Origin of the sequence: Dietzia sp. SLG310A2-38A2, assembly GCF_014145095.1 — a bacterium.
In the GTDB taxonomy this organism is placed as follows: domain Bacteria; phylum Actinomycetota; class Actinomycetes; order Mycobacteriales; family Mycobacteriaceae; genus Dietzia.
The window spans coordinates 1-13,135 of sequence record NZ_JAALDX010000084.1 but is presented as its reverse complement, the minus strand read 5'-3'; the positions used below and the strand labels follow the sequence as shown (position 1 = coordinate 13,135).

Annotated in this window: 14 protein-coding genes; 1 reads left to right on the top strand and 13 read right to left on the bottom strand. The window is 69.6% G+C overall.

Going from position 1 to position 13,135, the window contains the following annotated elements:
• Positions 1 to 78: 78 nt before the first annotated feature.
• The 13 genes from G6027_RS03535 to ftsY all read right to left on the bottom strand — a co-directional run bounded on the left by G6027_RS03535 (position 79) and on the right by ftsY (position 12,245).
• Positions 79 to 384 (bottom strand): DUF2469 domain-containing protein, encoded by a 306-nt coding sequence (locus tag G6027_RS03535; protein WP_007632861.1) that lies wholly within the window; start codon positions 382 to 384, stop codon positions 79 to 81.
• Positions 381 to 1,058, bottom strand: coding sequence for a ribonuclease HII (locus tag G6027_RS03530; protein WP_182635456.1), 678 nt, complete (start codon positions 1,056 to 1,058; stop codon positions 381 to 383). Before G6027_RS03530 ends, G6027_RS03535 begins: the two co-directional genes overlap by 4 nt.
• Positions 1,055 to 1,774, bottom strand: a complete 720-nt coding sequence (gene lepB / locus G6027_RS03525) for a signal peptidase I (protein ID WP_346995616.1) — start codon at positions 1,772 to 1,774, stop codon at positions 1,055 to 1,057. The genes G6027_RS03530 and lepB overlap by 4 nt, the downstream gene beginning before the upstream one ends.
• A gap of 137 nt (positions 1,775 to 1,911) precedes the next feature.
• Positions 1,912 to 2,253 carry a 50S ribosomal protein L19 gene (gene rplS, locus G6027_RS03520; protein ID WP_017836979.1) on the bottom strand — a complete coding sequence of 114 codons (342 nt, stop codon included), beginning with the start codon at positions 2,251 to 2,253 and terminating at the stop codon, positions 1,912 to 1,914.
• 163 nt (positions 2,254 to 2,416) lie between these two features.
• Positions 2,417 to 3,181: a tRNA (guanosine(37)-N1)-methyltransferase TrmD gene (trmD, locus tag G6027_RS03515; protein WP_182635459.1), complete on the bottom strand. Its 765-nt coding sequence runs from the start codon at positions 3,179 to 3,181 to the stop codon at positions 2,417 to 2,419.
• 32 nt (positions 3,182 to 3,213) lie between these two features.
• Entirely contained in the window at positions 3,214 to 3,747 is a 534-nt protein-coding gene (gene rimM / locus G6027_RS03510; protein WP_182635452.1) for a ribosome maturation factor RimM, read from the bottom strand.
• A gap of 35 nt (positions 3,748 to 3,782) precedes the next feature.
• Complete coding sequence (locus G6027_RS03505; protein WP_182635450.1) at positions 3,783 to 4,025, bottom strand: RNA-binding protein; 243 nt, start codon at positions 4,023 to 4,025, stop codon at positions 3,783 to 3,785.
• Positions 4,026 to 4,030: 5 nt separating this feature from the next.
• Positions 4,031 to 4,540: a 30S ribosomal protein S16 gene (gene rpsP, locus G6027_RS03500; protein WP_182635448.1), complete on the bottom strand. Its 510-nt coding sequence runs from the start codon at positions 4,538 to 4,540 to the stop codon at positions 4,031 to 4,033.
• Between the two features lie 212 nt (positions 4,541 to 4,752).
• A complete protein-coding gene (ffh, locus tag G6027_RS03495) occupies positions 4,753 to 6,327 on the bottom strand; it encodes a signal recognition particle protein (protein ID WP_182635446.1) in 1,575 nt (524 codons plus the stop codon).
• Positions 6,328 to 6,391: 64 nt separating this feature from the next.
• The gene (locus tag G6027_RS03490; RefSeq protein WP_182635444.1) at positions 6,392 to 8,767 is read right to left on the bottom strand and encodes a [protein-PII] uridylyltransferase; all 2,376 of its coding nucleotides are present in this window, start codon (positions 8,765 to 8,767) and stop codon (positions 6,392 to 6,394) included.
• Positions 8,768 to 8,956: 189 nt separating this feature from the next.
• Positions 8,957 to 9,295, bottom strand: coding sequence for a P-II family nitrogen regulator (locus tag G6027_RS03485; protein WP_095716792.1), 339 nt, complete (start codon positions 9,293 to 9,295; stop codon positions 8,957 to 8,959).
• A gap of 28 nt (positions 9,296 to 9,323) precedes the next feature.
• Positions 9,324 to 10,619, bottom strand: coding sequence for an ammonium transporter (locus tag G6027_RS03480; protein WP_182635457.1), 1,296 nt, complete (start codon positions 10,617 to 10,619; stop codon positions 9,324 to 9,326).
• A 228-nt stretch (positions 10,620 to 10,847) separates the two neighbouring features.
• On the bottom strand, positions 10,848 to 12,245 hold the full coding sequence (gene ftsY, locus G6027_RS03475; protein ID WP_182635442.1) for a signal recognition particle-docking protein FtsY: 1,398 nt from the start codon (positions 12,243 to 12,245) through the stop codon (positions 10,848 to 10,850).
• Positions 12,246 to 12,343: 98 nt separating this feature from the next.
• Between ftsY and G6027_RS03470 the strand changes: the two genes are divergently transcribed.
• Positions 12,344 to 13,075 (top strand): succinate dehydrogenase cytochrome b subunit, encoded by a 732-nt coding sequence (locus G6027_RS03470; protein WP_182635441.1) that lies wholly within the window; start codon positions 12,344 to 12,346, stop codon positions 13,073 to 13,075.
• The last annotated feature ends 60 nt before the right edge of the window (positions 13,076 to 13,135 follow it).

Genomic DNA, 13,135 nt, shown 5'->3' with positions numbered 1-13,135 from the left:
CCCGATCCGCTGGACGCGGATCGGGCCGGGAGCGCCCTGTGGAGGCGCGGGAGGCTGTGGAGGACCAGTCGCTGAGTCTTACTCCGGGAGGCGGAGTTCGGGCTTGTCGAGCTCCTCGATGTTGACGTCCTTGAAGGTCAGGACCCGCACGTACTTGACGAAACGGGCAGGTCGGTACATGTCCCACACCCAGGCGTCGGACATCCGGACGTCGAAGTACACCTCACCGTCCGCGGACCTCGGGATCAGTTCGACCGCGTTCGCGAGATAGAAGCGCCGCTCCGTCTCGACGACGTAGGTGAACTGACCGACGATGTCGCGGTACTCGCGGTACAGCGAGAGCTCCATCTCGGTCTCGTAGTTCTCCAGATCCTCGGCGCTCATCTAGTGCTGCTCCTCGAATGCGCCTGGGCGGCGCGACGGACGTTGGCGTACGACATCCGGTGGATGTCGCTGGGACCGAGCTGCTCGATCGCCCTGGCATGACCCGGTGTGCTGTACCCCTTGTGGGCGGCGAACCCGTAGCCCGGGTACCTCGGGTCGAGGTCCACCATAATCCGATCGCGGGTGACCTTTGCGAGGACACTCGCGGCGGCGATGGATGCGACGACAGCGTCGCCCCCGATCACCGCCGTGGACTGGCAACCGAGACCGTCCACGGCGAACCCGTCGGTGAGGACGAAACCCGGTGCCGGGTCGAGCGCGGCCACCGCGCGCCGCATCCCCTCGAGGTTGCACCGGTGGACGCCCCGCTCGTCGATGCGATCGGGATCGATCACCACCACGGACACGGCGGTCGCTCTCCGCAGCACGGCCTCGTGGAGCCGTTCCCGGGTGGGCTGGGACAGCTTCTTGGAGTCGTCGAGGTCGGCGAGCTCCGGGGCGAGACGGTCACCCAGCACGCATGCCGCCACCACCAGCGGACCCGCGCACGACCCGCGACCGGCTTCGTCGACCCCGGCGACCGGGCCGAGGCCGCGCCGTCCCAGGGCCGCCTCGAGGGCCAGCCGTCCGTCACGTCGGGTCACCCTGACCCGGCCCGGTCGGACCGGACTCACCCCGCGTGGATGTCCGGCGAGGGGACGGACCCGATCCGGCTGAACGGGAGGATGATGGCCTGCACCTTGCCGATGATGTTCCCGTCGGGGACGGTGCCCTGGAACTCGTCGCCCATGTGGTAGCGGGAGTCTGCGGAATTGCCCCGGTTGTCACCCATCACCCAGTAGTTGCCCTCCGGCACGGTGACCGGGCCGAACGCACAGTTGAGTGGGTTGCGATCGAGGGAGGGGTCCTCGTTGAGGTACGGCTCGTCCAGGGGCTGGCCGTCCACGAGGAGCCGGCCGTCCGGCGAGCACCCGCCCACGGTCTGACCACCCACGGCGACGACGCGCTTGACCATGTCGTTCTGGTCGGGTGGGACGATGCCGATGACTCCTCCGATATCTTGCATGGTCCGTATCACCGGGTTGTCCGAGCGGATGGACTGGTATCCCTGGTTCCAGGAATCGGGTCCCTCGAACACCACCACGTCCCCGGGCTGCGGATCACCGAAACGGTACGAGATCTTGTCCACGAAGATGCGGTCACCCGTGCAGCCGGCACACCCGTGCAGCGTGGGCTCCATCGACTCCGACGGGATCTGGTAGACCCGCCCGACGAAGGTCTGGAAGACGAACACCAGCACCAGGGCGATCACCACCAGCAAGGGGATCTCGATGTACCAGGGCTGGCCCTTCTTCTCGGTGGTCCGCGCGTCGCGTCGACCTCCCCCCACGCCTCGAGCCGGGTCCCCGTCTTCTCGGGGGCCCGGCTCGGAGGGGTTCTGTCCAGGTGATTCGGTGCTGCTCACCCGGACGAGCGTAGTCGATCGGCCACCGCGCACGGCGGCCGAGTCCGACCCGCTCTATGCGCTCAGCGCTTCTCCTTGATCTTCGCGGCCTTACCGCGGAGGTTGCGGAGGTAGTACAGCTTGGCGCGACGGACATCCCCGCGGGTCAGGACATCGATGTGGTCGATGGTGGGCGAGTGGACCGGGAAGGTGCGCTCGACGCCGACGCCGAAGGAGACCTTGCGGACGGTGAACGTCTCCCGGACGCCACCGCCCTGGCGGCGGATCACGACGCCCTTGAAGACCTGGACGCGCTCCTTGGAGCCCTCGATGACCTTGACGTGCACGTCGAGCGTGTCGCCGGGGCGGAACGCCGGGATGTCGTCGCGGAGTGACTTGTTGTCGATGAAGTCGAGAGTGTTCATTGTGTTCCTCGGATGTCAGGAATTGAGGACAGAGGACCCTGGCGCCCGCCAGAAGGCGGGTCGACCGGTTCGTGCCCGGATCAGCGCGACCGTCCGCGGACGCACGGATGCGCCCGGATGATCAACCTCGCTAGTGTGCCATTCCCGGCCTGCCCGCCCCAAATCACCCGGCGCGGGGCGTCCAGCCGACGGAGGCGAGCGTCTCCAGGTCCGCAGGACGGAGGTCTGCGGCGTCGAGCAGCTCGGGTCGGCGTTGCGCGGTGCGTCGTAGTGACTCGTCTCGCCGCCATCGCGCGATCTTCGCGTGATCACCGCTCCTGAGCACCGCGGGAACCGGCCGGCCCCGCCACTCCTCGGGTCGGGTGTAGCTCGGCCCCTCGAGGAGCCCGTCGGAGAAGGAGTCCTCCTCGTGGCTGCGCTGGTTACCCAGGACTCCCGGGAGGAGCCTGACGACGGCCTCAGCCATCACCAGGACGGCCACCTCTCCCCCGATGAGCACGTAGTCGCCGATGCTCACCTCTTCCACATCCATCCGTGTGGAGGCCTCGTCGATCACCCGCTGGTCGATTCCCTCGTATCGGCCGCACGCGAAGAGCAGGTGACCGCGCCGGGCGTATCGGTGGGCGTCGTCCTGGGTGAAGGGCCGGCCTGCAGGGGTCGGCACGATGAGCAGGGGCCGTTCCCCGGAGTCGTCCGCGGGCGGGGGCACCAGCTCGTCGAGTGCCTCACCCCACACCGTCGGCCGCATGACCATGCCGGGCCCCCCACCGAACGGGGTGTCGTCGACCGACTTGTGCACGTCGTGGGCCCACGCCCGGAGGTCGTGGACCTCGAGATCCAGGATTCCCCGATCGATCGCCCGACCGGGCAGCGCCAGGCGGAGTGGGGTGAGATAGTCCGGGAAGGCGGTGACGACGTCGAGCCGCAGTCGCGGCGCGGGTTCCGACTCGTCGGTCCCCGTCACGAGGTCCCCAGATCGAGTAGTCCCTCCGGTGGGTCGATGACGCACGTGCCGGAACCGAGGTCCACCTCGGGCACGATCCGGGTGACGAAGGGCACCAGCGCGTCCGCGCCGTTCGCGAGCCGCACCGCGAGCAGTTCCCCACCCGGCGTGTGGACGACCTCGGTGACCTCACCGAGCTCCGTCCCATCGGTGTCGAGGGCCCGTAGCCCCACCAGTTGGTGGTCGTGGAACTCGTCCGGATCCCCGGTTGCCGGCAACGCCTCGGAATCGACGAGCAGGAGCATCCCGCGCAGCTCGTCGGCGGAGTCCCGGTCCGAGACGCCGGCCAGGCGCACGAGAAGCCGCCCGGAATGATCCCGGGCGGCTTCTACGGTGACCTCTCGGTCCGTGACGTTGTTCCCCTTGCCGGTGCGGCCCAGCAGACGCTCGCCCACCGCGAAACGGTCGCGGGGGGAGTCGGTCCGCACGTCCACCACCAGCTCACCGCGCACTCCGTGGGCTTTGACGATGCGACCCACGACGAGTTCCATGATGTCCTTCCGGTGCGGGTGAGATCCGAGTGGGACTAGCGGTCGGTGTCGACCACGTCGACCCGCACGTCCGGCCCACCGACGGCGGAGACGATCGTCCGGATCGCGGACGCGGTACGGCCGCCGCGGCCGATGACGCGTCCGAGGTCGTCGGGCGACACGGTCACGCGGATCACGGTGCCGCGCCGACCGCCACTCGACTTGACGGATACCGCGTCGGGATCCGACACGATACCGCGGACGAGATGGTCGACGGCGTCGACGACCATGTCACTCATCGGACTCAGGCCTCGGCGTTCTCGGCGTCGGCCGACCCGGCCTCGGCGGTCTCACCCTCGGCGGCCTCGGCGGCGGCCTTCTTCGCGTCGTCCTCGGCCTTCTTCGCCTCGTCGGCCTTCTTGGCCTTCTCGGCCTTGCGCTTGGTGGTGATGGCCTCGGCGGACGGCTCGCCCTGGGCCTCCTCGAGCGCCTTGTTGAACAGCTCCAGCTTGCTGGGCTTGGGCTCGGCGACCCGGAGGGTGCCCTCGGCGCCCTCGAGGCCCTTGAACTTCTGCCAGTCGCCCGTGATCTTGAGGAGCGCCTCGACGGCCTCGGTGGGCAGCGCGCCGACGCCGAGCCAGTACTGCGCACGCTCGGAGTCGATCTGGATGAAGCTCGGCTCCTCCTTGGGGCGGTAGAGCCCGATCGTCTCGATGGCGCGCCCGTCGCGACGGGTGCGGGCGTCGGCCACGACCACCCGGTACTGCGGGTTACGAATCTTGCCGAGGCGGGTGAGCTTGATCTTGACGGCCATGTGGCGTCTCGCTTTCTCTTGCGGGTCACGTGGCGATTCAGCGACTCCCGCACCTGTTGCGGGGCCCGGTTTCGCCTTCCGGGTGACCGCCGTTCGGCGCGGGCCCCCGGCCGCGACCAGCACGGCGGGACCCACCGGTGACGGCGTCCAGCGCACCAGTGTAAACGCCCCGCCGCCGCTGGTACCAATCGGCGTCCTCCAGGCCCGCCGGGTCAGCCCTTGGGGAACTTCAGGTCGTTCAGATCGATGCCCTCGAGTCCCGGGGGAAGCTTGTCGAGTCCGGGCGGCATCTGTGCCAGATCCGGCATCCCCCCGGGGGGCATCCCCGGCATCCCCGGAGGCATTCCCGGCATCCCACCGGGCATCATGCCCCTGTTCTTGGGCTGGGTCGGTCCGCGGCCCTTACCCTTGCCCTTCTTGCCCTTGCGCTGGTTCTTCCGGCCGGCTCCGGGCATGCCCATCTGTCCCGCCATGCGGCTCATCATCTTGCGGGCCTCGAAGAACCGGTCCACCAACTGGTTGACGTCGGTGACCGTGACACCGGAACCCTTGGCGATGCGTTGGCGGCGGGATCCGTTGATGATCTTGGGATCGGCCCGCTCCTCCGGGGTCATCCCCCGGATGATCGCCTGGATACGGTCCAGGTACTTCTCGTCGATGTCGCCGACGGCCGCCTTCATCTCCTTCCCCCCGGGCAGCATTCCCAGCAGGTTTCCGATGGGGCCCATCTTGCGGATCATCAGCATCTGGTCGAGGAAGTCCTCGAGTGTGAGCTCCCCCGAGCCGATCTTGGCGGCGGTCTTCTCCGCGTCCTTGGCGTCGAAAACGGTCTCGGCCTGCTCGATGAGCGAGAGCACATCGCCCATGCCGAGGATCCGGCTCGACATGCGGTCGGGGTGGAAGACGTCGAAGTCCTCGAGCTTCTCGCCGTCGGAGGCGAACATGATCGGCGTGCCGGTGAGCTCGCGGACGCTCAGCGCGGCGCCGCCACGGGCATCACCGTCGAGCTTGGTCAGGACGACGCCGGTGAAGCCGACCCCCTCGCGGAAGGCCTCCGCGGTCACCACGGCGTCCTGGCCGATCATCGCGTCGAGGACGAAGAAGGTCTCGTCCGGCTGGACCGCGTCACGGATGCCCCTGGCCTGGGACATGAGCTCCTCGTCGATACCCAGCCGCCCGGCGGTGTCGACGATCACGACGTCGTGCATCTTGGCACGGGCGTGAGCGAGGCCCCGCTGGGCCACGGTCACCGGCTCCTGCACGCCGACGGCCTCGCCGTCGCCCCCGACGGACGTGCCGGGATGCGGCGCGAAGACCTGCACGCCCGCGCGCTCGCCGACGATCCGGAGCTGGTCGACCGCACCCGGCCGCTGCAGGTCGCACGCCACGAGGAGCGGGGTGTGACCCTGCCCCTTGAGCCAGTGCGCGAGCTTGCCCGCGAGCGTGGTCTTACCCGCACCCTGCAGACCGGCGAGCATGATCACCGTCGGCGGCTGCTTGGCGAACTCGATGCGTCGCGCCTCACCGCCCAGGATCGCGGTGAGTTCCGCGTCGACGATCTTGACGACCTGCTGCGCGGGGTTGAGGGCCTCGGACACCTCCGATCCCTTGGCCCGTTCCTTGACGCGCGAGATGAAGGTGCGCACGACGGGCAGGGCGACGTCCGCCTCGAGCAGCGCCAAGCGGATCTCGCGCGCCGTCGCATCGATATCGGCGTCGCTGAGCCGCCCCTTTCCGCGCAGGTCCTTGAGCGCACCTGCCAGGCGATCGGACAAGGAATCGAACACGGTTACAGCTCCCTGGGTCGCGGGCCGGGGGCGTGGTGGCCCCGGCGTCGTCGGCGACGACTGCTCACAGGGTATCGGCACGACCGACGCCGGGCGTGGCGGGATCGCGCCGGGGAAGCAGGGACTCCACCTCCGTGGCCGTGCTGAGCACCGCTCCGGGGCCGGACAGTGCGAAGACGTCCTCGACCGCGGCGCCGCGTGTCCGCACCACGACCCAGTCGATCCTCGCCCCCTTGCCCAGGATCGACGCGATGACCTTGGCGAACAACCCCGGCCTGTCCTCGGCCCGCACCTCGAGCAGGATGCCGTCCGCATCCGTCCGTCGATTGACCAGGACCGACGACCTGGCCTGAGGCGGGCCGATCAGGCGGGAGGCGTTGCGCGCGAGTGCGGCCCTCAGCGACGCCGACACACCGGAGTCGACCGCGCGGCGCAAATCCTGGCGGAGCACCTTCGGGTCGACGGGATCGCCGAAACGGGTGGACACCGTCATCCTCGCGCGCACCCCACCGGGCGGGCGCAGGTCGATCTCCGCGTCGACGATCTCCAGCCGGTGCGCGGCGAGGACCTCCGCGGTCACCGCGAGTGATTTCCCCGAGCCGGGGACCACGAGGGTGATCTCGTGGTTCGTCCCCGTCCCGGCGGGGCGCAGGTCCACCACGACGTCGGGGGGGCCGTGCGGCCGGGAGGCGTCGACGGTCGGCGCCTCCACCGCGCCGGGTTGCGACCCCACCCGGTCCCGGCACGTCTCGACCAACATCGCGTGCGCCTTCGCCCGCCCCTGCGTCCAGACGGTCGGCCCGGTGGCCAGCGAGTCCGCCTCGGTGAGGGTCGCGAGCACGTCGAACGCGGTCGCGTCCTGGTCGAGCGTGGTCAGTATCGAGTCGGCCGTCGTCGGGTCCGAGGGGTCGCGACTGGTCGCGGTCGCGGCCAGCAGCAGGTGGTGCCGGACGATGCGGACGATGGTGTCGACGTCGGCCGGACTGAACCCCATACGCCGCGCGATCGGCTCGACCATCTCGGCGCCCGTCACACTGTGGTCGCCCTCCCGGCTCTTGCCCAGGTCGTGCAGCAGCGCCGACAACAGGAGCAGATCTGCCCGCGCGACCGAGGTGGTGAGCCGGGATGCCTCCACCGCGGTCTGGACCAGGTGGCGATCGACCGTGTAAATGTGCGCCCGGTCCCTGGCCGGCAGGTCCCTCACCCCCGACCACTCGGGCAGGAGCCGCTCCCACAACCCGCTCCGGTCGAACGCTTCGAGGACCTCCACCTGGGCCTCGCCCGACCCGAGCAGGACGAGCAGGTCCGAGAGCGCCTCCGCGGGCCACCGGCCCTTCGGGATCGGCGAACGCTCCACCAGCACCCCGAGCGTCGAGCTCGCCACGGGCAGCGTGAAGCGGGCTGCTGCCGCCGCCACCCGGAGCGGAAGCCACGGGTCCTGGGTGACCCGTGCGCTCCTGGCGAGCGCCACCTCGCCCGCGTGCTCCACCACGCCGTCGTCAAGTGGTCGGCGCACCGGGGACCTGCGCAACAACCCCGTCAGCCCTCGGGAGGACAACGTCGCGACCGATCCGCGGATGGCCTGGTCCGCGGTGAACGCGATGGTCCGGGAGGCGTCGCTGAGCGCACGGGCGAGGTCGAAGCGATCCCCCAACCCGAGCGCCAGTCCGACCTCGTCCCCGTACTCGGCGTGCAGCACCTCCCGGGGCCGCCCGCTCACCCGGTGGAGCTCGGTGCGCGCGTCGAGCACGAGCCGGTGCGCGGTCGTCAGCCCTCCGGGGACGACCGGTCGTCCGTCGCTGAGGTGTGCCACCGCGAGCGCGGTGACCAACTGCGAATCGCGCAGCCCGCCCACGCCGTTCTTGAGATCGGGTTCACTCCGGTGCGCGATCACCCCGGACCGCTGACGTCGGGCCACCGCAGCGGCCACGAGGTCGTCGAACCGGGAGGCGATCTGGTCACGCCACTGGCGCCGGGCGCCGTCGACCACGAGCGCGCCCAGGTCCGCGTCCCCGGCGATCACCCGGGCGTCCAGCAGACTCAACCCCACCGAGACGTCCGCAGCCGCCACAGCGAGACACTGGTCCACGGTCCGCACACTGTGATCCAGGCCCACGCCCGAGTCCCACAGGGGATACCACATGGCATCGGCGAGCTCACCGACGTCGCGGTCGGGTCGCCTCTCGTGCACCAGCACCAGGTCGAGGTCGGAGTACGGGAGCACCTCACGCCGGCCGAGCCCGCCGAAGGCCACGAGGGCGAACCCGGACCCCGGGCCGATCCCCGCCTCCTCCGCGAGTCGTCCGAGTTCCATCTCGTACAGCTCGCACAGTGCGTCCCGCAGGTGCGCCGCGGGGAGGTCGGCCGTCGTGGCGGAGAGGATCTGCTCGCGTCCGTCCCGCAGTGCCATGGCCCGCTCACCGTCCCCCGTCAGGCTCACGTCGTCCCTCTTTCCCTCATGAGTGTGTCTCCAGACTGTCGGCCCCGTGTCACCTCGCAGCGGCCAGGGTGTTTCGCTTCTGTGAATGCCGGTGCACGTTCATCGAGATCCCCGGTGAGGTAGGGGGAATCACTGAGAAACGCGGTCGACCCCGGGTCCGGGGTCGACCGCGCCTCGTGGTCTCGTGGATCAGATCGCGGCGTCGCCCGCCTCGCCCGTGCGGACCCGGACGATGCTCTCGACGTGGGTCACCCAGACCTTTCCGTCGCCGATCTTCCCGGTTCGCGCGGCATCCACGACCAGTTGGACCACGGTGTCGGCGGTCTCGTCGTCGACGACCACCTCGACCCGGATCTTGGGGACGAAGTCCACGGCGTACTCCGCACCGCGATAGACCTCGGTGTGACCCTTCTGGCGGCCGTATCCCTGGACCTCACTGATGGTGAGTCCGTGGATACCGGCCTGTTCGAGTGCTGCCTTGACGTCGTCGAGCGTGAACGGCTTGACGATCGCGGTGACGAGCTTCATGTCTGGGGTTCCTTTCGCAGATGTCGGCTCAACGGATGAGCGCGTTGGTGGAGGCCTCGTACGCGGACTCCGCGTGCTCGGCACCGTCGATACCGGACTGCTCGTCCGTCTCGCTGATGCGCCATCCCAGCGGGCGGCAGATCACGTACGCGATCGCGGTCATGATGGCGGTGAAGACCAGCGCCGCCACAGCGATCACGATCTGGACGACGAGCAGTCTCCACCCGTCCGCCGAGTAGAACACGCCGGCATCGGTGTCGAAGGTGCCGGTGGCCAGGAGACCGATGGCGATGGTGCCCCAGAGACCGGCCACGAGGTGGACGCCCACGACGTCGAGCGAGTCGTCGTAGCCGAAGCGGTGCTTGAGTCCCACGGCGAGGGCACACAGGGCGCCGGACACGGCACCGAGGGCGATCGCGCCGAGGGGGTGCACCGAACCGGCGGCCGGCGTGATGGCGACCAGACCCGCGACGACGCCCGAGGCGGCACCGAGGCTGGTCGGATGGCCGTCCCTGATCCGCTCGGTGAGGAGCCAGCCGAGCATCGCGGCGGCCGTGGCGACGGTGGTGTTGATCCAGGCCAGGCCGGCGGCACCGTTGGCACCGAAGGCCGAACCGGCGTTGAAACCGAACCAGCCGAACCACAGCAGACCGGCGCCGAGCATGACGAGCGGGAGGCTGTGGGGCCGGAACGCGGTGCGTCCGAAGTCGTAGCGCTTGCCGATCAGGAGGACGAGGACCAGCGCTGCCATTCCGGCGTTGATGTGGACCACCGTGCCACCGGCGAAGTCGACCGGGGCCACGGCCGCGGTGAGACCGCCCTCACCGTCATCGACGGTGCCGAAGATCATCGCCGCGAGGCTGTTCTCCGAATGCGAGAGGAGCCCACCGCCCCAGACCATGTGGGCCATGGGGAAGTAGGCGAGCGTGACCCACACGGCGGCGAAGGTCAGCCAGGTACCGAACTTCACGCGCTCGGCGATGGCTCCCGAGATGAGGGCGACGGTGATGATCGCGAAGGTGACCTGGAAGCCCACGTCGACGACCTGCGGGTAGGCGCCCGATGCGGACGTCACCCAGTTGTCGGCGTCGCCGATCACCCCGGCGAGACCGAACATCTCGAAGGGGTTCGCGAACAGCCCGAGGATGTCCTGCTCGCCGTAGGACATCGACCAGCCCCACAGCACGTAGACGATCCCGACGACCCCCATCGCGCTGAAGGACATCATCATCATGTTGAGCACTGACTTCTGGCGGGACATCCCGCCGTAGAACATCGCCAGTGCGGGCGTCATGAGCAGGACCAGGGATGCTGCCATCAGCATCCAGGCCGTGTCTCCCGCATCGATCTCCGTCGTCGCCTCCTGGGCGAGCAACCAGACACTGTCACCTCTCACGGTGAGGTCCTCCTCGTCTCCATGGTGAGCGTTTGTCACTCACTCTCGGTTCAGAAGAATTCCTTTCCGCTGTTTCGGTGGATGCGCGGTCGTGTTTCCGGCCTGTAACGTGGCCGGCCCTGTCGTTCCGATCGTGTGTCCTGGGCCCGCGGGTGCCTAGGTTCCGAGCAGGGCGTCGACGAACGCCTCCGGGGTGAACGGGGCGAGATCGTCGGCTCCCTCGCCCAGTCCGACGAGCTTGACCGGGACTCCGAGTTCGTGTTGGACCTGGAAGACGATGCCGCCCTTGGCGGTGCCGTCGAGCTTGGTCAGCACCACGCCGGTGATGTCGACGACCTCCTTGAAGACCCGCGCCTGCATGAGACCGTTCTGCCCGGTCGTCGCGTCGATCACCAGCAGCACCTCGTCGACCGGGGTCTTCTTCTCCACGACCCGCTTGACCTTCCCGAGCTCGTCCATGAGCCCGGTCTTGGTGTGGAGTCGGCCGGCGGTGTCCACCAGGACGGCGTCCACCTCGGTCTCGACGCCCCGGGCGACGGCGTCGAACGCCACCGACGCGGGATCCGCGCCCTCCTTGCCGCGTACGACCTCCGCGCCCACTCGTTCGGCCCACGTCTGGAGCTGGTCGGCGGCCGCGGCGCGGAAGGTGTCGGCGGCGCCGAGGAGGATGTGGCGTCCGTCGGCCACCAGGACGCGGGCGAGTTTGCCGGTGGTGGTGGTCTTGCCGGTGCCGTTCACCCCGACGACCAGGATCACGGCGGGTGTGCCGTCGTTCGGCAGCGCACGCAGCGAGCGGTCGTACTCGGGGTGGAGGTTGTCCACGAGGGCCTGCCGCAGCAGGTCCCGGACCTCGGCCTCCGTGCGGATCTGCCTGGTCGCGATGTCCTCGCGCAGGCGGTCGACGACGCGCTGGGTGACCGTGGTGCCCAGGTCCGCCATGATCAGAGTGTCCTCGATCTCCTCCCACGCGTCCTCGTCGAGATCACCTGCGCCCAGGAGTCCGAGCAGTCCCTGTCCCACGGTGCCCTGGGAACGCGCCAGCCGACCTCGGAGACGGTCGAGGCGTCCCTCGGACGGGTCGATCCGCTCGACCGGGACCACCGGGGAGGGCGCCCCGGTGATCAGCTCGGTCGTGGGGACCGGGACCTCCTCGTCCGGGACCTCCGTCGGTACCACCACCGGATCGACGGGCGCGGGTTCCACGACGACCGTGTCGTCGCTCGGACCGGATCGGGTGTCCGGCTCGGGCACGACCGGCGTCTCGACCGGACGGGGCGTCTCGACAGGCGGGGGCGTCTCGACCGGACGGGACATCTCGCGCGGCAGGGGTTCCTTCGGGGGTGCCGCAGTGGCGGTCCCGCCCGCCTCGGTGAACGAGAAGCCCGCCCCCGCCTGGTAGTTACCGGAGCGTTCCTCACGGGTGAGTTCCCTGCGCTCCTCCGGCTTGCTCAGCGAGATCTGTCGCTTCTTGCGTAGCTGCAGACCCACGACCAGCGCGAGGACGGCGAGCAACAGGACGGCGACGACGGCGATGATGATCCAGGTGGTGTTCACGGTGCCCAGTATGGACGACGACCCCCGTCCCCATCCGGGCCCCGGGCGGCGTGGGCGGTCCTAGACTGGCGCGCGTTCCCGTAAGGAGGTGTCCGCGCGTGACCGAGGTCGCTGCCCCGCACGTCCCGGTCAGGGCCCGGAGGCCACACCTCCGGCGCGCCCCTGCGTTTCCCACCTGGGCCGCCAAGACGGTCATGGCCGTGACGGGCCTGATCTTCACCTCGTTCGTCGTGGTGCACATGATCGGCAACCTCAAGGTCTTCGGCGGCGCGGCCGGTTTCGACGGCTACGCCGAGTGGTTGCGGACCCTGCTCTACCCGCTGGTGCCGCGCGAGGGCGTCCTGTGGATCCTGCGGGTGGTGCTCGTGCTGAGCCTGGTGGCACACATCGGGTGCTCGGTGCTGCTCGCGCGACGCTCCCGGGCCTCGGCTGGTCCTCGTCGTCGTCGCACCGGTCTGACCGCCGGTTCCTTCGGCGCGCGGTCCATGATGCTGACCGGCGTGGTGATGCTGCTGTTCGTGGTCTTCCACGTCCTGGACATGACCACCGGCACACCCCCTGCCGCCAGTGACTCGTTCGTCCCCGGTTCGGCGTACGCGAACCTCGTGGCCAGCTTCGCCAGGCCGTGGGTGGCGGCATTTTACGCCGTCACCATGGTCCTGCTGGCGGTGCACGTGGCGCACGGTGTCCGCACGGCGGCGGGCGATCTCGGGGTGACGGGGGTCCGGAGCCGTGCCGCGGCGACGGTCGTGGGCGGTATCGCCGCCGTCGCGGTGCTGGTGGGCAACGCGATCATCCCGATCGCGGTACAGGCCGGGTGCCTCGCATGACCGGCCCACGCACCCCGGGAGTATCGGGCACATTCGAGCCGCCGCCCGTGACGGCGCCCG